Source organism: Cylindrospermopsis curvispora GIHE-G1 (genome assembly GCF_014489415.1).
In the GTDB taxonomy this organism is placed as follows: Bacteria; Cyanobacteriota; Cyanobacteriia; order Cyanobacteriales; family Nostocaceae; genus Raphidiopsis; species Raphidiopsis curvispora_A.
In genome coordinates this window covers 2,445,571-2,464,413 of the sequence record NZ_CP060822.1, presented here as the reverse complement: position 1 = coordinate 2,464,413, position 18,843 = coordinate 2,445,571, and the positions used below count along the sequence as shown (strand labels likewise).

The window sequence follows — 18,843 nt, the reverse complement described above, 5'->3', positions numbered from 1 at the left end:
ACACAAGCTTTCAAAATTTGGCAAGGGGTTTAGAGAAAATTTTTTTTGATTTTGGGACTTTCTTAATGGCAGGTTATTCGCTATACTGGGCAGGTATTAGTTGTTAAGTTTTGAATTTTGAGGTGTTAGTTTTCTCCAATGCCTTCTGGACAAACACATGACCGCATTACTATCTGGTCTATTCCCGTAGTTGCTAGTGTAACTTTAGTTGCTACTGGTAGCGGTAATATGACCTTAGTGGTGCTGGGCGGGTTTATGTTTGGTGGTTTGATGTTTGGCCCTGACTTGGATATTTATTCTCGTCAGTTCCAGCGATGGGGTTGGTTCCGTTGGATTTGGTTACCCTATCAACAAAGTTTGCGTCATCGCTCTTTTTTGTCCCATGGCCCAATTATTGGTACTACTCTTCGGGTGGTTTATTTAATGGTATTTATAGCTGCCACTACTGGGTTAATTTTATTAATACTCGCCAGTTTTTCTAACATATCTGTGAACTGGGGTGATATTTGGGCAAAGGTGAGACAAAATATATATACATACGGCCGGGAGTTTTTTGCCTGGTTTGTAGGTTGTGAACTTGGTGCTATGAGTCACTACCTCAGTGATTGGATAAATTCCACCTACAAACGTTTTCAAAAACAAGGTGTTCACGCTTTACTACCCAGTAGCAAAATTAGAAAACGTAAGATTCACAGTCGTCGTTCTAAACCTAAAGCTAATAAAAACCAGTAATACTAATTATGACAGCACAGAATAAATTTATCAAAAATAACATAGCTGATAACTCCCATTTAGTGGCTTTACAAGAGTTACTAGATGTAGTTGCTAAATTGCGATCGCCTGAAGGTGGATGTCCATGGGATTTGGCACAAACCCAAACCAGCTTAACTCCCTACATAATTGAAGAAGCATACGAAGTAGTAGACGCGATTAGTACAGGAGAACAAAGTGCTATATGTGAGGAGTTGGGAGATTTACTATTACAGGTAATATTACAAGCTCAGATAGCCAGCGAAAAGGGGGATTTTTCTGTAAAAGAGGTAGCTGAGGGTATTGCCCAAAAACTAATTCGTCGTCATCCCCATGTGTTTAGTGATGTGAAAGTGGAAAATGTAGAGCAAGTGCGCCAAAATTGGGATGAAATCAAAGCAGCAGAAAAAGGGCAAACTATGGCAACCCAAAAACTCAGTGATAAGTTAAATCGCTATCGTCGTAGTCTTCCACCATTAAATGCTGCTATGAAAATTTCTCAAAAAGCTGCTGAGGTTGGTTTTGAATGGAGTGATATTAAGGAAGTTTGGGATAAATTTCACGAAGAATTAGCTGAGTTTGACCAAGCTTTAGCTGGGGAAACACCAGAAAGACAAGAGTCAGAATTGGGAGATTTATTATTTGCAATTATTCAACTAGCTAGATGGTATAATCTTGATCCTGCTAGAGGTTTGGCAGGAACAAGTTTACGATTTGTTCAACGTTTAAGAACTATGGAACAGGTTATGGATCGTCCAATTAGTGATTATAAATTGGCGGAATTAGAGGCGCTTTGGCAACAAGCTAAAGCTAAATTAATAGATGGTTGATAAGGAGTGGTTTAAATAAAGACTGTATGAACATTTCTCTAGATCGTCTAATTCGTGGTGCTAAGGAGGGGAAAATAATTAGTTTCCCCACAGATACAGTTCCTGGGATGGCTACCATACCCACAAAAGCAGAATTAATATATATTGCTAAACAGCGCAGTTTAGACAAACCCTTAATTTTAATGGGAGCTGAACCGGAAAGTTTGTGGGAATATGTAAAAGGTAGTGATCAAGAATATGAAATTTGGCAAGAGGTGGTGAATAGATATTGGCCTGGTGCATTGACTCTGGTTTTACCAGCTAGCGATAAAGTTCCTAGGGTAATGAATCCTCAAGATCCCACTACTATTGGTATTAGGGTTCCCAATCATCCTATAGCTCGAGCAATTTTGGCACAAACTGGACCTATGGCAACCACGAGTGTTAATTTATCAGGAAAACCCCCGTTGGAAACACAAGCTGAAATAGCTGTAGAATTTCCAGATGTTCTGACTGAAGAATTGATAGAATATAAAGGTTTAGGAGTTCCATCTACCGTAGCCAAATGGACAGAAAATCATTGGCAAATTCTTCGTCAAGGTAGTATTATAGTTGGTTAAGGTTATTGCGCTAATAGCTAAAGGTGAGGGTTGGGTGCTATATCTTTATTTTGATTATGAAAAACCCATGAATTTTACTAACTTTTTATATTTAGCCATCGGAATGTTGCTAGGAATTGTCATTGGTAAATTATTATCCAACCCGGCAAATTCATCTGGATATCAAACTAATCCGGATAAAAATACTTGGGAAAGATCACAAACACAAATTTTACAGCAGCTACACCAAACAGAATTGGCTTATGAAATGGCCAGGGAAATGAGCCAATTTCATGCAGGGTTTTTGTCCAGGATTAGCCATGAATTGCGATCGCCTATTAATGGATTAATTGGACTTCACCAATTAATTTTACATGACTTATGTGAAAATCCCCAGGAAGCGAGAGAATTTATTAATCAAGCATACGAAAGGTCGCTACAGTTTTTAAAAATAATTGATGAAATCCTAAATATTGCGAGAATAGAACATGGAACTAATCAGTTGGTAATTGAATCCGTGGGCATAAGGGAGGTTTTTGGAGAGGTTGAAGAACTGACTTATATGTTAGCTGCTAATCGTAATTTCCCTTTGCAAATCTGTTTACCCGCATCGGAAATTTATGTGTTAGCAGATAAACGCTGGTTACGGCAAATCCTTGTAAGCTTGATAGATAACACAATTAGCAGGATGGAATCGGGATATATTTGTCTTCTTATCAAATCCCCCCATGGCAATATTACTACTGATATAAATAGTCATCTTGATATTTATCTGGATCTTCCTAGCAATACAGTAATTTCTTATGAAAGGTTAGACACCTGTTTACACATAACTGATAACCATGATTCAGAAATCAGAAATATCTCACCAGGAATGAAATTATTAATCAATCAAAGATTACTGGAAATGATGGGAGGGAAACTAGAAATTGTTGAACCCGATTCTCCTCCCATTAGTAATGAGACGACAAATTTCACCAGATTGCAAATTACCCTACCCCAAATCACAAGTACTTCAATTCCTGAAGTTGCACTTCTTGCTCAATAGAACCTAATTTAGAATTATTATGTAGTACCATGGTAGTGCTATTATTATGTTGAAACCCAATTTTCTCATAAAACTTTTGTTGATGAGTTGTCATTAAATAAACACGCTCTACCTGCATTAGAGGATGGGATAAAATCCTCCTCACTAACCTCATTCCCAAACCTCTTCCTTGATAATCTAGGTGAATTACCACATCCCAAATGGTAGCGCGATATATACCATCAGAATTCGCTCTAGCAAAACCAATTAATTTTTCTCTCTCCCAAACAGAAATTACCGGTTTACTATTAGCAACAGCTGTACTCAAATCCTCTATACTACGCCCCTTAGCCCAAAAAGCAGTATGATTAAATAAATCTTGAAGTTGATATATATCAATTTCCGTCAGGCGATCGCTAAAATGGATTTGAGGATTTTTCATGTATAGACACCCACTTGCTAGTATTGTCATTTCTGTTATGGCATATTTTTTGGCGCATTATCAAGACAGAAAAGATTTTCAGGTAATTCGCTCCTAAAAAAGAGTTCTAGAAAATGCCAACTTGGCAACCCGACAATTCAGAAGCAAGTTAAATTAAATTAGAGAAACAAAAGCTACTCTGCTGGGTTTGTCTCACAACAAAAGAAAATAACCGATTGCTGCAATAGGAATGCTCATTCCATACCCTAGTCGTTTAATTTTATTACCCCCCTAATTAACGACCAGGGTCATGAGTCTATTCCCGAATCGCTACAGCAGCACTAAATAGAGTGGGAGTGAATGACGCTTGGTAATGTCTCCTCCCACTCTATTTTTTATGTTTGTTTAAATAAAGAGAACTGTTTAAAAAAAAATCTGTTTTTTTGACGAAAAAGATGTATGATGTAACCATAATAGACCTTATAAAATCATTCAATCAACCACCTTCAGGTCCAAAAATTATGAACTTGTCAAATTTCACAACTCTGCAAAATCTGGAAACTGCTTTCAGCGGTGAATCCATGGCAAATCGTAAATATCTATTTTTTGCTAAAGTAGCACGTCAATTAGGTTTTAATGACTTGGCGAAACTATTTAAAGAAACAGCAGAGCAAGAAACCGAACATGCTTTCGCCCATTTTGAGTTATTACATCCAGAGCTAGTCGTAAAAGATCCAGCTAGTTTAACAGATGACCAAAAAAGAGCTATTATGTCTAATTGTTTATCCTTAGCAATTGAAGGAGAGACATACGAATATACCACTATGTATCCCAATTTTGCTGCTGATGCTGTGAGAGATAGAGACAATTTAGCAGTACAAGAATTTACAAAACAAGCAGAGGATTCCAGTGAACACGCCAAAATCTTTCGCGATGCTGGTCACCGTTTTGGGTTGCTAAAGTTCATTGAAAATTATCATGCAGATCGCTATTCAGAAGCTTTAGAAGTATTAAATGGAGGAGAACCTATAACTAGAATTGCTAAACCCGATCCCCAAACTCAAAAATGGATTTGTAGACAATGCAGTATGATTTACGATCCAGTTAGTGGTGATCCTGATTCGGGGATTGCACCTGGCACTCCTTTTGCGGAAATTCCCGATGATTGGACTTGTCCCATTTGCGGTGCTACGAAAAAGAGTTTTAAGATCCTGGAAGAAAAAGTTGGTGCTTGAACCTAAAACTTGATCAATAACCTAAAATTGTTATTGCAGGGGAGTTTTAGCAGCTATTTCTGATGCTTCTTTATCTGTGAGGGAAATGGGTATGACTAATTCAAAGGAGGTTAATATTTTACCCGTGCTGACTATTCGTTTAGGATCTATGGTGGGAGCTAGGAGTTGACATTTATATTTGTCAATTAATAAAAGAAGTGGCAATTTTTCTAGACTTGCCATAATGGTTTGAATTTGGTAGAAATTGCCTTCGATTTCTACATGGATAATCTGTCGTTTTAGTTGGTTTTTTAGTGATTCTCCCAGACTGTTATCAGTAACAAGTTGTGGTTTCTCACCCAGGGGAGTAAATTTTTTCAATTTGGCTTTTATATATGGATTACCCAAGGAATGACTATTAGTAAATTCTATAATTTGGTTGATACTAAGAAGTAGATTATTGAGGTTTTTCTCATCCCCCATTAAGGATAGGACTTGACTTTTTTGCTGCTGAGATAGGGCCAATCGTTTCCGAGTTAGATTAATTCGTTGAGCTTGCTGATTTTTTTGATCATGCTCTTGTTCGATTTGGATAATTTTTGTTTTCAGTTGATTATATTTTTCAAACTCTGGTATGAGCATATTCAGTATGATATAACCAAACCCCAGTAATCCTAAGATACCAATTATTATCCCAGTTAACATAGGTGTGAAGGTAATACCAAATGCGACTGGGTAGGAAGATAAAGAATTATTAGAATTGGTTTTTTCAGCAAAATTTAAATCCTCATTGAATATCATTTACTAATAGCTCCTATTTTTTCTAAATGGCGAATTTTTTCCACTAATCCCATGGCACCTTTTTTTTCTAATTCCCTAACTAGATTGGATACTGGCACATCACTTAAACTAATTGTCATATTATATTTAACAACTTGGGGTGGTTTAAATTCCATGGGTGACTGTTGGATTACTATAGCACCAGTTACCGGAGGTGCATCAACTAATTCTGCCATAGTGATTCGACTATTTTTGGCATTAAATAGTTTAGATTTTCCTATATTTAAGAGGAATTGGTTTACAGCTCTAAAATTTAGAGCATAACCCGTAATTTCTAATTGCTCTGTTTTGGTAGATAGGGTAGTAATTTGTTTATGCTCAAGACTTTCAATTTGAACTTTGTCAGGAATCCTATTGCCCAGTTCCTGTAAAATAGCTGACCAGGATCTCATTTGCTCGAATACTGTCACTAAGTTCTCAGTTTGTTGTTCAATTGTAGTGGTTTGTTCCCGGATTTTTTGCATCTGATTTAATTGCTGATCCAGATTTTGACTGTGGTTGTTTAGTTGGGCAATTTCCACTTCTAAACTCCTATTTTGGTCTTGTAACCACCACAAACTACTCCATGCTAAAGCTGGAAAACATAAACCCAATCCCAATCCCACAAATATCGGGGTAAAATTCGTCCGATTGATTGGGTGATTTATTGAGTTGATCTCACTCCCATACTCTACCTTTAATTTGCTACTTGAGCGATGCTGGAGAAAATTAATTTCTAAATTGTACATAGGAAAATAGTATATATTCTATATTTGACGCATCCCTAAACCTAAAACTGCTGCTAAACTAGGATCCTGTGATGAGGGGAATTTATCCATATCTAATAATAGTCCTTGACAAGGATTAATTCTATTGGTTGTAAAACCCAATCTATGAGTCAAAAACTCATCTAGCTGTTCCATCCCTCCTCCAGCACCAGTTAGAAAAATTTGGGATACCTCCATAGACTCAATTTGATTAATATAAAAATCAATAGTACGACCTATCTCAGCAGCGAATTGCTCTAGCATGTCTAATTCTGGTTCTGCTCTATAAGGAGTAGTTATTAACATCACCTCCCGTGCAGGTAAACTTATCTCCCTAGATATAGGACTAAATATAGCAGTTTCTAGCTGAAACTTACCAATGGCAATAGTACGGGAAAATTGTGGCACACCATTGATAATCATGGCAACTTCTGTATGGTCAAATTCAATGTTGACTAACACTACCGCTTCTTCAGGTCTCAATATTAATAACTGCTTTTGGATAGTTCTAATAATGGCAAAACTTTTAATCTCTAAAACCTTTATTTTCAGTCCAGCTAGAGCAAAAGTATGAATATAACTGTCTGTAATTTCCCTACGGGTAGCAACTAGGAGAACCCGTGCTTTTTCTATTCCATCTTGATCTATGAAATAACCCAATTTTTGACAGTCTATATCCGCTTCATCTCGTGGATAGGGTAAATATAATGCAGCTTCCTGGTTGATAAATGAATCATATAACTCTTGTCCTTCCAACTCTAATGGTGCAGGAATTATACGCACAATAGCATGTTTTTCAGGTATACAAGTTCTAATCTGAGTGGTTTTGATTTTACTTTCTACTATTGCTTGTGAGATAATTTCTCCCATCCTGGGACAATCACAAATTTCACCATTGACCATTATCCCTTCTGGAACCGGAAATGTGATCAATGACTCTATTCTTAAGCCCTGACGCACCCTGTGCAATTGCGCTATATTTATCCTGTCTCCTGTCAGTTCCACACCCACACCCCTAGTAGACTTACCGAGGAAATTACCCCAGTAACTAAACAAGTCACTAAAACCTAAGTCTTTCACCATTGATCTACACTACTTTTGTAGAAATTTTAACAAATTTATGCCAAAAATCCGATCATCAAAATTTTCACGGCTCACTGTTTTAGGTCTAGTAGGATTACTAGCCAGCTGGGTAGTTAGTTGCACCACAGGGAATGTGGGAACGACTATTGAGTTTTGGACTATGCAACTGCAACCAGAATTCACCAGTTATTTCCAAGGTTTAATTTCCACCTTTGAATCCCAAAACCCTGGTATCAAGGTTAAATGGGTAGATGTGCCTTGGGCTGCCATGGAGAGTAAGATTTTAACGGCTGTATCCGCAAAAACCTCACCAGATGTGGTTAATTTAAACCCAGATTTTGCTGCCCAATTAGCGGGACGAAATGCCTGGTTAGATTTGGATGCCAAGGTATCAGCTGAGGTTCGTTCATCCTACTTGCCAAATATATGGCAAGCCAGCACTCTTAATGGTAAGAGTTTTGGCATTCCCTGGTATTTGACCACCCGGATAACTATTTATAACACTGATTTACTCAAACAAGCAAGTATCTCTAAACCACCAGCAACCTATCAGGAACTAGCTCAAGCAGCACAACAAATTCATGATAAAACGGGTAAGTATGCCTTTTTCACCACGTTTGTTCCTCAAGACTCAGGTGAGGTTTTAGAATCTCTTGTGCAAATGGGTGTTAATTTAGTGGATAAGCAAGAAAGGGCGGCTTTTAATACACCCGAGGGTAGGGCTGGTTTTCAATACTGGGTTGATCTATATCAGCAGGGACTATTACCTAAGGAATCTTTAACTCAGGGTCATCGTCATGCTATTGATCTATATCAGTCGGGAGAAACTGCATTTTTGGCATCGGGGGCTGAGTTTTTAAAAACTATTGCCAACAATGCTCCACAAATCGCTAAGTCTTCTACCATAGCTCCCCAAATTACGGGTAATACGGGTAAGAAAAATGTAGCTGTGATGAATGTTGTTATTCCTCGCAGCAGTAAAAATCCGGATGCAGCACTCAAATTTGCCTTGTTTGTCACCAATGATGACAATCAATTAGCTTTTGCAAAAGCAGCCAATGTCTTACCATCAACTGTTCGAGCATTATCTAACAGTTATTTTCGCGAAGTTCCTGCTAATGCTTCTACTGTGGAAAAAGCACGTATTATCAGCGCGCAAGAAATGCAAAAGGCCCAGGTTTTAACTCCTAAAATGAAAGATTTTAAATTGCTCCAAAGGGCAATTTACGAAAATCTTCAAGCAGCAATGTTGGGACAAAAAACAGTAGATAAAGCTGTTGCTGATGCTGCTAAACAATGGGATAGTAGGTAGGGATTAGTCACAATTCGCCAAAGCCAAAGAAACATAACTGCCAGACTACCTCAAACCTTGAGGGGACGTTCTGGCATCTCTTGCCTATTTTGCAGGATTAACCTGGGAAAAGAAGTGACCAATCAAGTACAAAGAACCACATAAAACAACCGGGCCATTTGTATTATCTTTAGTTTTTAAAAAGCCAAAGGCAGCATTTAATGCCAAAAACACATCCTCATATATTGCACAAAAATCTAAGTCCGGACAAGTTTCTAAAGCCAGAGCCTTTAAATAATCCAGGTTTGCATAATCACTCCCCGGTACTGGTACTAGGTATAATCTATCTTTTGTCTTTAACAGCTCTCTGAAAATATCCTTATGGTCTTTTGTAGTTAGCATCCCCATTACCCAAGTTATATTTTTGTTTTTGTCTCCTATACTGTCTACATAATTCCTCAAAACCTGTGCCGATTCTGGATTATGCGCACCATCAATTAACAGTTGGCGATTTTTCCAATTAAACCATTGCATTCTTCCTGGCCATTTAGTCTTCTCCATACCCCTAATTATGGCTTGACCGGAAATCTCCCATCCTTGTCTTTGCAACATTCCTAAACTCGCTAATGCTAGAGCGGAATTAGTGAGTTGAATTTGCCCTTTCAATGGTAATGGATATTTAATTGCTTTAATATGCCCCCCTGGTTCTACGGTTTGATATTCTGCCCATCCAGGACTAATTTCTCTTGCAGGTGATACGACAACAATTGGACTTTCTAGTTCTACACTCCTGCATATCACTGCTCTCTTGGCATCCTCTGGCAATTTCCCCATCACTACCGGACATCCAGCTTTGATGATCCCCGCCTTCTCTCTGGCAATATCACTGATGTTTGAACCTAGCTGCTGCCAGTGATCTCTACCAATTGAGGTGATTACTGTTACTAGTGGTTTATCACAAACATTAGTGGCGTCTAATCTCCCCCCCAGTCCAACTTCTACTACTGCTATATCTACTTTCTCCTGGGCAAAGTATAGCCAGGATGCTGCTGTAATTATCTCGAATTGTGTAGGCTGCTCTTCATTTAAATTAATCACAGCTTTTACTTTTTCGATTAATTTAGTCAGTTCTTCACTTGCAATGGGTTTTTCATTGATACATATACGCTCATTCCAGTCTACTAAATGAGGCGAAGTATATCTGCCCGTTTTATAACCTGACTCTGTTAAAATGGAGGATAGGTAGGCGCAAACTGAACCTTTACCATTAGTTCCCGCAACATGAATTATGGGAACCTGTGTATGGGGATTATTTAAGGTCTCTAGCAACTTGACAATACGGGTAAGTCCTAAGTTAACACCAAAGTGCTTGAAAGGTTGAAGTAAAGAATCCACGGCATAATAGGGAACTAAGTAAGGAGTAGATGGCAGGTTGACAGTTAGGTAATTGAACGCACCCCATCTATAATCAATGGGCGGTGCGTTCAACCGCTTGAATAACTTAGGCTTCTTTATTTAAAAAGGCTTGTACTTGTCTGAGAGCTGCAGCACCTATATTAAAAGCAGCCCAGCTTGCGGCAATAACTAAGGGTGCTAGGACAATTACTATGCGGGTATCAATGTTCATATCGAGAAAACCTCTGTTATATGGGAATTAAAGTTTTTGTAAGTTTTCCAGCCCTAAAGGGATGGGGTGACAGCGGAACAGTAATGTTCCTGAAGGGAGGGGATAAAGTATCCAGCCCTTCTTAATTTTTACCTCAAGTTGGTCATTTTTCCAAGGGAGCGGAATGTGGGATAAAACCCATGTCCTTCCCCTTTCCTGCATGGACTAGGGCTAACTGATGATATTTTTTGGCATGTTCAAAAAGTTCCGCAGCTTCAGTTTCTGTTACTGGACGGACTATTTTACCGGGCACTCCAACCACAAGAGAATAGGGAGGTATGTCTTTGGTTACTACCGCACCTGCTCCCAGGATGCTACTATGACCAATACGAACCCCATTTAAAACTATTGCACCAATGCCAATTAAACTACCTCGTTCAATGTGGGCGGAATGTATCACAGCGCGATGCCCTATAGTAACATGGTCTTCTAAAATAGTGGGTAGACCAGGATCTCCATGTAGGATAGCGCCGTCTTGTACGTTTGTGTATTCCCCAATTTCAATCCGTTCCACATCTCCCCTAACGACCGCACTATACCAAATGCTCGAACTTGCCGCAATTTTAACCGATCCAATCACAATGGCATTGGTGGCTATAAAAGCAGCTTGAGAAAAATCCGGAGATGTCCAATAGGAAACAGTAGACACGATAGAATTTTGATATGGTAACCAGGAATACTGGAAAAACTTCAACCTTAGAAATTGGTTGCATAACTAGCATATCACAGTCATTTGTCCTGTACAATCAGTAATAACTGCTGGGGATTGCTTATCCTTATCTTTTGACCCAAGGTGTTAAATCCAACCTATTGGTGCTGCTAAATATAAAACTATGCTTGTACACACTTCATGATGAATCCAGGCTTACAGTACCCAATATTTGGACCTGAAATACAGTGTCCACACTGTCGCCAGACCATTCCGGCGCTGACTTTGACTGATACTTACTTGTGCATACGGCACGGTGCTTTTGAAGCTAATCCCAAAACTGAGGAGTTAGTACATCTCCAGTCGGGTCGTCACTGGCGCAGATGGGGTAATGAATGGTATAGACAACATACTCATCCTGATGGCATACGCTTTGAAATTCATGAAGCACTAGATAAGCTCTACACTCAGGGTTATCGTGCTACAAGAGTGATTATTGCCCGGCGTTATCAAGAGCTAATGAGTGGTTACTTGGAGCGGAGTAGTTCTTGGCGGTCAGAACAACCGGAAACAGGTAATGCTCGATTGTATGGTTTACCAGTGGAGTTTGGACCAGATCCGCTTGATGAGCCATGCTGGGATGTGATTAACTTTGATTTGGATAAGGAACCAGGCGCTCCCGTGCGTTACCCCTATTTCCGACTGTTTGAGTAGCTTGTTGTAGCTCTCAATATCTCTCACCTAACCTGATTAGGTGAGCTGAGCTATTATTCCGTCCCCAAATCCCTAGACCATGCCAAACTATGCATCATGTTTCTATTAGAACGGGTAATATTCATCGAGCGATCGCATTTTATCAAGAACTAGGTTTTGCAGTTGCCACTCGCTTCACGACAGGTTATACTTTAGCTTGTTGGTTGGAGGGATTAGACAGTCGCATCGAATTGATTCAAATTCCTCAACCCAAACCCGCACCGGATGCTTTTACAGATGAGAATTATGTGGGTTATTATCATCTTTCTTTTGATCTCACTTCCCAGGTGTCAGATTTATCTACTTGGTTGTTAGAATTGCAACATAAAATGTCTTTGGTTTTGGAACTATCACCTCTGAAAGTTCTTTTAGAACCTACTCAACAACAAATAGGTGATCGCATTTTAGAAGTAACTTTTATTGCTGACATGGATAATTTACCATTAGAGTTTATCCGTTTTTTGCCAAGTAGATAGTTGTGGGAGATTCTCAACCATGTAATTTGTAGCTCTGGAAACGGTTAAATGAGAGTTGGGTAGACGATTTGCACCTGGACACGGTTAGATCATAGTTTAAGAGTATAAAGCAAAGGTTAAAAAATATAATACGAATAGTATATTTAGTGATATATTTTAAAGTGTATGCTTGCAATTTTTGCCTTTTACCGGTCTCGTTTATTCTTACTCTTATTTATATTATCATTCTCCCTCACCCTAGGATTGCGTTTGGGACATATTCCCCTGGCGTTTATGGAACCGAAATTGGAAACCTACCAAGCAAGATTACAAAAAATACCCCCACAAGCACTCTCAGATGTCAACATAAATAATCGTAGAATGGTTGGCAAAGTCCAGAAAATAGTTCTATCCAACGGTTTAACAGTATTAACCAGAGAAGTACACAGAGCTCCAGTTGTGACGGTACAAGTTTGGTATAATTTGGGTTCATCCCAGGATGGTTTGGGAATGAATGGGATTGCTCATCAACTAGAGCATATAATGTTTAAAGGTACTAAAAAACGTCCCATACAATTTTCTAAAATATCTAACAGGTTAGGTAGTAACTCAAATGCCTTTACCAGTTATGAACAAACAGCATACTATCATACTGTATACAAAAATCAACTACAAGCATTACTGGAGCTAGAAGCGGATAGAATGGCAAATCTGCTAATTGATAGTCAAGATTTAGCCAGCGAAAAGCAAGTAGTGATTTCCGAATTAGAAGGTTATGAAAACAGTCCCAAATACCGTCTCAAAAGGGCTGTAATGCGGTCTATATTTCCCGATCATGGTTATGGGTTACCCACGGGTGGTACTAAAAGCGATGTACAAAATTTGACTGTTGAGCAAATCAGGGAACATTATGAAAAACACTATCATCCCAACCATGCTGTTTTAGTAATTGTGGGAGACTTTACCACCAGCAAAACCTTGCAAGCTGTTAAAGAAATATTTGGTAAAATTCCTCCGAGTCAACAATTACCCTCATTTCCCCCTTCTCCTGTTTTCCAACCTTCCAGTTCACCGATAATTCTGCGGGAACCCGGGGGGAAAAAACTTTTGCAAATAATTTATCCACTTCCCAATTTGCATCATCCAGATATTCCCGCTTTGGGAGTAATGGACTATATTCTGACTGGGGGAAAAAATTCCCATCTTTATCAAACTTTGGTCTCCTCTGGTTTGGTTACAGACCTTTCTGCTCGTGTTGTGAGCTTGCGACAAGGTGGTTGGTATGATTTATCGGTGATTCCTGGACCGGATCAAGATTTACAAACCGTATACTCTACTATTGAAAGCGCAATCACCGAACTTGTTCAAACAGGTATTAAAAACAAAGATATGGAACGAGCTAAAAAACAAATCATAGCATCAGTAATTTTCAACAGACAAGATGTAACTAGTCAAGCCATGCAATTGGCTAATGACCAGCTAATTGCTAATGATTACGAATATACAGAAAAATATTTAGAAGGAGTTAGTCAAGTAAATGCGAATCAGGTTATTAATGTTACAAAAAAATACTTAACTAAAAGTGCAGTAATTGGTTTTTTTGTACCTGATCAAAACACCTCAAATAGTTCTTATCAAACTCCGGGTGTGAAAACTGAGGAATTCTTAGAACAGGTACCATTAGAACACTTAAACAGTAGAGAGCAAGTGAGTGATGCTGAGGTAACCAAGTATTTACCATCTAGCAATAACAGTGAGATTCCCATAGTGAGAGCTATAATTCCCCAAAAGTTAAAGCTAAATAATGGTTTAAAGGTACTATTATTAGCAGACAGGAGCACTCCTACAATTACAGTAAGTGGATATATTCAGGGTGGCAAAGAATTTGACCAAGCACAAAAAGCTGGTTTAGCATCCTTGGTAGCAGATAGCTTGATGAATGGAACCACAACGCAAAGTATGTCTGTGATTGCAGAAACCTTAGACAGCAGAGGAGCGAGTTTAGACTTTACTGCATTTAGGGAAGGAGTCCAATTACTAGGAAAAAGTCTGAGGGAAGACCTAGCCATATTGTTACATACTATTGCTGACGTAGTTAAAAATAGTAATTTTCCTGCCAAAGAGTTAGAAATCAGTCGTCAAAAGGCCATAAATGAGCTAAAGTCAGACTTACAAGATGCTGATGAAGTAGCAAATCGCAAATTTATCCAAGCACTCTATCCGTCAAATCATCCATTACACATCTTTCCCACCTTAGAAAGTATACAAAAAATTAGCAGGGAAGATACGTTGAATTTTAGACAAATCCATTATCGTCCAGATAATATGATTTTAGCAATAGTAGGTGATTTTGAACTTGCAAGAGTTAAATCACTACTAGAAATGGAGTTTGCCAATTGGCGAGTTGGTGGGAAAGCACCAGCAGTACAATATCCACAAGTAGCAAGAAAAAAACGAGGTTTACAGATTAATTACCCATTACCAGGGAAGTCGCAACCCGTCACCTATATGGGAAATCTGGGTGTAAAACGTCAAGATCCGAGATTTTACTCAGCTTTAGTATTAAATCAAATTTTAACAGGGGATACCGTATCCGGTAGGTTAAGTTCACGAATAAGAGATGAATTAGGCTTGACATATGGTATTTACAGTAATTTCCAAGGGGGAAAGAACTCAGGGACTTTTATTATAGAAATGCAAACTAGTTCCCAACATACTCAGCAGGCCATATTGAAAACTCGTGAAATTCTGCAAGACATATATCAAACAGGAGTCACCAATGGGGAAATAGCAGCTGCAAAACACTCCTTGATTAGTAGTTATAATCTTTCCTTAGCTAAACTCCAGGAATTAACTACCAGAATTTTAATGAACGAATTTTTTGGATTTGAGCAGGTGGGACTACAAACTTTCCCATCAAAGATCCAAAAAGTTACCAGGGATCAGGTCAATCAGTTAGCACGTCAGATTCTCAATCCTGATCAACTTACAGTAGTTACAACAGGAGATATTAAAAGCTTGTCGCAATAGGTTTTAATAATTAATCGTGCTATACTGACAAGTTATCTCAATTCCTAACCTCGAATTACCGTAATATTTCTCCCTTGGGGACTAATTACCATTTCCGTTCTTGTTCTTTCACTTATAGGTGGTAAATTAGGACGACGGTCAAAAATCACCAACCATCCCGTGGGCAAATTCAATCCTGATAAATATTTATCCAACTGTTGTAGTCCCTTTTCTAATGGGTCTGAGTTACCTTTTCTCCACACCTTTAATTCCATTGCTAATACCTCTTTCCCATAACGTAAACATATATCCATTCTTCCAGAACCAATAGCATATTCTCTGTCTAAAGTTCCCCCTCCATTTACCACTCGATGTAAAAATGCCATTAATACTAAATGGGGTGCTATTTCTGGATAGGCGGCACTTTTGTGTAGTGGTTCTCCATGCTGTCGCCAAAAGTCTAAAAATGCCTCTAGCAGAGCTGGAATATTCAATCGACCCGTACTTGTTAACCAGGTGGGTTGAATCATAGGTAAACTGTCTTGAGTTCCCTGGGATAACACCCGAGGAATTACCTCTTGATAAATAGGATTGGCAATTTTTAATCCCCCTTCTTGACTACGGATAACTAATCCTAAATCGATTAAATAACGCCGGTCATCTTCGGGAGTATTAGGCAATTCTTCCCCTGCTAAAATAGGTTCTATGATTGCTTGAACCCGGTCTTCTCTTAATCTTTCTGCTAGACTATCTAGGTGGGTATCTTGTCTTTGAATCAGGATTTCCTTGGCTTGATCAATCAGGTCTATAGTAATAGGAATCTGGGGATCCGTGGTTAAATATTCCGTAGCTTGACGAGCCAGAGCATTAACTAACCAGGGTTGACCTTGTGTTAAATAATAAGCACGGTGAATAGCTTCCGGTGTGAAGATCTGTCCCGTAGCTTGGGTGTGTTGTTGATAGAGGTTAATTACATCTTTCAAACTGAAGTTATTTAGGGTCAGGGATTCTACTTTAATATTAAAAGGACTGGCAGTATTTAACCTATCACTACCTCCAGATGTAACTTTATAATCCCGCACATCCCTCATACCAATTAGGGCTACACACTGGGGAAATCCTTTGGGACGACGGGGAAAACCATCCCTCAATTGACGTAACACACTAATCAATGTTTCGTCCTGGAGAGAGTCAATTTCATCAATAAATACTACTAGTGGACGACGTGATATTTCTGCCCAAACTTTGAGAAAAGAACCAATTTTTTGGGGACGACTAGCATCCATCAGAAAACTTGGTTGTAATTCCGATGGTAACCAAAAGTCAATTCCATCTTCCCAAGCATCTAAAATTGATTGTTCGGCAATTTGTGGTTGATGATTAAAAGCACTACCTACCTCTACCGATACCATCACTGCCGTATATTCCCCACTAGCAGTTAACTCCTGGGCTAGGTTTAACATGGCTGTGGTTTTTCCTGTTTGTCTCGGTGCATGGATCACAAAGTAGTTTTGTTGGTCAATTAGCCGCTTTAACCGTGGTAGTCTTTCCATTGTGGGGAGCATATAATGTATGTCTGATTTACACGGACCTGCTGTGTTAAACCATTTAGTCACTTTAGTCATTGTTTTAGTTTGTTGATATAGAGGATTTCTCTTAGTTTATAAACTATTAAACTAGTCTGTTAGTGTTTAGTTTACCATAGAATAAGATTCAAGTTGATCCAAAATTTGACAAGACCTATTGATTCCACGAGAGTAGTTTTACAAGTTATCTCAATAGGTAACCAGAATCTTGCTGCTTGTTGCCAAGCACCTAAAATTGCTTGTTCAGCAACATCTGGTTGATGATTAAAAGCACTATCTACCTCTACCGATACCATCACTGTCGTATATTCCCCACTAGCAGTTAACTCCTGGGCCAGGTTTAACATGGCTGTGGTTTTTCCTGTTTGTCTCGGTGCGTGGACTACAAAGTAGTTTCTTTGGTAAATTAACCGCTTTAACTGTGGTAGTCTTTCCATTGTGGGCAGCATATAGTGTATGTCACGCTGACATGGACCTGCTGTATTAAACCATTTGGTCATTTGATTCATTATTTTAGTATGTAGCTTAATTACTAATCGCTCAACTGTTTACCATGGGCACTAAACTGAGCATTCCTGAGGGATTGGACGGTAATACTTGCATCTTGTACCCAATACTGCTTACCAAACCGAACCACTTGACGGTAGTTTCCTGCTTGAACTATTCCAATCACAGGAACTTTGGCTTTATCTTTATCCCCCGATTGTTCTTTTAAAATAGAGCGCAAATGATGTTGAGTATCAATACTACTGGCTTCATCGGGATTTAATTCCACCACTACCATCTGAATTTTCTCTACCTGCTCTGCATCTTCCACCAGTAATTGGGTCTGTTCATCCCGTTTATCTACCTTCCCCCACACAATTAATCTGGCATCAATTTCTAGTATTGCATTAATCCGCTCATAGGTTTTGGGAAACACAACTGCTTCTGAGGTTGTGGTTAAATCCTCAATTTGTAAAATTGCCATTTGCTCCCCTTTTTTGGTCATCACTTTTTTGACGTGATTCAGCATAACTACTACACAAACCAGGTTTTTATCCTTTTGCTCTCCTAAATCGACAAGATTAATGGGCGCTAACAAGGATGAGGATTGTTTAATATTTTTTAAAGGATGGGCTGATACATAAAAACCTAATAATTCTTTTTCCATTCGCAGTTTTTCCTGGGGGGGATAGTCTGACACTAGGTTGGCTTTAGGTATGGACTTAAATCCATTTTTGCTACTTGTTGACACGTTGCTAATGCCAGTACCCATGAAATCAAACAGGTTTCCTTGACCTATAGCTCTATCTTTAGCACGGGATTGGGCCCATTCATATACTAATTCTAAATCTTTAACTAATTGATGACGGTTCGACTCTATCTTATCAAATGCTCCACATTGAATTAATGACTCTAGGGTGCGACGATTGACAACCCGTAAATCAATGCGATCACAAAAGTCACCTAGAGATTTAAATTCTCCTCCTTGTTGGCGAGCATCTAAGATAGCAGTGATCGCATTTTGCCCCACATTACGCACTGCGGAAAATCCAAATAATATTTTCTGGTCTGCTGGTGTAAAATCTAACCCAGAACGATTAATATCCGGTGGATCAATTTCAATCCCCATGTTATTGCAATTGTTGAGATATTTCTGAACTTTATCTGTATCCCCACTGTTAGCTGTTAACAGTGCTGCCATATATTCCAAGGGATAATTAGCTTTTAAATATGCTGTCTGGTAAGTGACATAACCATAGGCAGTAGAGTGAGATTTATTAAAACAGTTGGAAGCAACCAAGCCATTTTTGATGATAAAATTGTGGTCTTTGGCCACTCCAATGTCATAAACATCTGCTTTTCCTAAATATCGGCGAGAAACTATTTTCACCATATACAATCCCAAAAAGTTGTACTATTATGTAGTATTATCTGGTATTATAAGGGGAATCTATAATAA

19 protein-coding genes are annotated in these 18,843 nt (G+C 38.7%); 9 read left to right on the top strand and 10 right to left on the bottom strand.

The genetic code is table 11. The features are described from left to right. The first annotated feature begins 138 nt into the window (after positions 1 to 138). The 4 genes from IAR63_RS10950 to IAR63_RS10935 all read left to right on the top strand — a co-directional run bounded on the left by IAR63_RS10950 (position 139) and on the right by IAR63_RS10935 (position 3,206). Complete coding sequence (locus tag IAR63_RS10950; protein ID WP_006276105.1) at positions 139 to 732, top strand: metal-binding protein; 594 nt, start codon at positions 139 to 141, stop codon at positions 730 to 732. 8 nt (positions 733 to 740) lie between these two features. Further along, positions 741 to 1,580, top strand: coding sequence for a nucleoside triphosphate pyrophosphohydrolase (mazG, locus tag IAR63_RS10945; RefSeq protein ID WP_187705292.1), 840 nt, complete (start codon positions 741 to 743; stop codon positions 1,578 to 1,580). A 26-nt stretch (positions 1,581 to 1,606) separates the two neighbouring features. Continuing rightward, positions 1,607 to 2,179, top strand: a complete 573-nt coding sequence (locus tag IAR63_RS10940; RefSeq protein WP_187705291.1) for an L-threonylcarbamoyladenylate synthase — start codon at positions 1,607 to 1,609, stop codon at positions 2,177 to 2,179. A 67-nt stretch (positions 2,180 to 2,246) separates the two neighbouring features. After that, entirely contained in the window at positions 2,247 to 3,206 is a 960-nt protein-coding gene (locus IAR63_RS10935; protein WP_235678245.1) for a sensor histidine kinase, read from the top strand. Here IAR63_RS10935 and IAR63_RS10930 read toward each other — a convergent pair. Then, positions 3,163 to 3,627, bottom strand: a complete 465-nt coding sequence (locus IAR63_RS10930; protein WP_187705289.1) for a GNAT family N-acetyltransferase — start codon at positions 3,625 to 3,627, stop codon at positions 3,163 to 3,165. The genes IAR63_RS10935 and IAR63_RS10930 overlap by 44 nt on opposite strands. 500 nt (positions 3,628 to 4,127) lie before the next feature. Here IAR63_RS10930 and IAR63_RS10925 point away from each other — a divergent pair, with 500 nt between their 5' ends. Further along, a complete protein-coding gene (locus IAR63_RS10925; protein ID WP_187705288.1) occupies positions 4,128 to 4,841 on the top strand; it encodes a rubrerythrin family protein in 714 nt (237 codons plus the stop codon). A gap of 30 nt (positions 4,842 to 4,871) precedes the next feature. On the opposite strand, the gene IAR63_RS10920 is transcribed toward IAR63_RS10925, so the two are convergent. The 3 genes from IAR63_RS10920 to pilM are packed head-to-tail and all read right to left on the bottom strand — an operon-like array spanning position 4,872 to position 7,489. Next, on the bottom strand, positions 4,872 to 5,621 hold the full coding sequence (locus IAR63_RS10920) for a pilus assembly protein PilO (protein WP_187705287.1): 750 nt from the start codon (positions 5,619 to 5,621) through the stop codon (positions 4,872 to 4,874). After that, on the bottom strand, positions 5,618 to 6,388 hold the full coding sequence (locus IAR63_RS10915) for a PilN domain-containing protein (protein WP_187705286.1): 771 nt from the start codon (positions 6,386 to 6,388) through the stop codon (positions 5,618 to 5,620). The genes IAR63_RS10920 and IAR63_RS10915 overlap by 4 nt, the downstream gene beginning before the upstream one ends. Before the next feature lie 18 nt (positions 6,389 to 6,406). Continuing rightward, positions 6,407 to 7,489, bottom strand: coding sequence for a type IV pilus assembly protein PilM (pilM, locus tag IAR63_RS10910; protein WP_187705285.1), 1,083 nt, complete (start codon positions 7,487 to 7,489; stop codon positions 6,407 to 6,409). A gap of 37 nt (positions 7,490 to 7,526) precedes the next feature. Here pilM and IAR63_RS10905 point away from each other — a divergent pair, with 37 nt between their 5' ends. After that, complete coding sequence (locus IAR63_RS10905) at positions 7,527 to 8,801, top strand: ABC transporter substrate-binding protein (protein ID WP_187705284.1); 1,275 nt, start codon at positions 7,527 to 7,529, stop codon at positions 8,799 to 8,801. Between the two features lie 84 nt (positions 8,802 to 8,885). Here the strand turns inward: IAR63_RS10905 and IAR63_RS10900 are convergent, their stop codons facing one another. From IAR63_RS10900 to IAR63_RS10890, 3 genes are all read right to left on the bottom strand, one after another. Next, positions 8,886 to 10,211 (bottom strand): bifunctional folylpolyglutamate synthase/dihydrofolate synthase, encoded by a 1,326-nt coding sequence (locus IAR63_RS10900; protein ID WP_187707442.1) that lies wholly within the window; start codon positions 10,209 to 10,211, stop codon positions 8,886 to 8,888. A 70-nt stretch (positions 10,212 to 10,281) separates the two neighbouring features. Continuing rightward, the gene (locus IAR63_RS10895) at positions 10,282 to 10,407 is read right to left on the bottom strand and encodes a photosystem II protein Y (protein ID WP_006276116.1); all 126 of its coding nucleotides are present in this window, start codon (positions 10,405 to 10,407) and stop codon (positions 10,282 to 10,284) included. 142 nt (positions 10,408 to 10,549) lie between these two features. Continuing rightward, positions 10,550 to 11,095, bottom strand: a complete 546-nt coding sequence (locus IAR63_RS10890; protein WP_187705283.1) for a gamma carbonic anhydrase family protein — start codon at positions 11,093 to 11,095, stop codon at positions 10,550 to 10,552. 201 nt (positions 11,096 to 11,296) lie between these two features. Here IAR63_RS10890 and IAR63_RS10885 point away from each other — a divergent pair, with 201 nt between their 5' ends. The 3 genes from IAR63_RS10885 to IAR63_RS10875 all read left to right on the top strand — a co-directional run bounded on the left by IAR63_RS10885 (position 11,297) and on the right by IAR63_RS10875 (position 15,333). Further along, on the top strand, positions 11,297 to 11,809 hold the full coding sequence (locus IAR63_RS10885; protein ID WP_006276118.1) for a TIGR02652 family protein: 513 nt from the start codon (positions 11,297 to 11,299) through the stop codon (positions 11,807 to 11,809). An 89-nt stretch (positions 11,810 to 11,898) separates the two neighbouring features. Then, complete coding sequence (locus IAR63_RS10880) at positions 11,899 to 12,324, top strand: VOC family protein (RefSeq protein WP_187705282.1); 426 nt, start codon at positions 11,899 to 11,901, stop codon at positions 12,322 to 12,324. A 165-nt stretch (positions 12,325 to 12,489) separates the two neighbouring features. After that, positions 12,490 to 15,333, top strand: a complete 2,844-nt coding sequence (locus IAR63_RS10875) for a M16 family metallopeptidase (protein ID WP_187705281.1) — start codon at positions 12,490 to 12,492, stop codon at positions 15,331 to 15,333. Between the two features lie 44 nt (positions 15,334 to 15,377). Here IAR63_RS10875 and IAR63_RS10870 read toward each other — a convergent pair whose 3' ends face one another. From IAR63_RS10870 to IAR63_RS10860, 3 genes are all read right to left on the bottom strand, one after another. After that, a complete protein-coding gene (locus IAR63_RS10870; protein ID WP_187707441.1) occupies positions 15,378 to 16,928 on the bottom strand; it encodes an ATP-binding protein in 1,551 nt (516 codons plus the stop codon). 80 nt (positions 16,929 to 17,008) lie between these two features. Next, positions 17,009 to 17,407 carry a hypothetical protein gene (locus tag IAR63_RS10865; protein WP_235678244.1) on the bottom strand — a complete coding sequence of 133 codons (399 nt, stop codon included), beginning with the start codon at positions 17,405 to 17,407 and terminating at the stop codon, positions 17,009 to 17,011. A 23-nt stretch (positions 17,408 to 17,430) separates the two neighbouring features. After that, positions 17,431 to 18,777, bottom strand: coding sequence for a helix-hairpin-helix domain-containing protein (locus tag IAR63_RS10860; protein ID WP_187705280.1), 1,347 nt, complete (start codon positions 18,775 to 18,777; stop codon positions 17,431 to 17,433). Positions 18,778 to 18,843 lie beyond the last annotated feature (66 nt).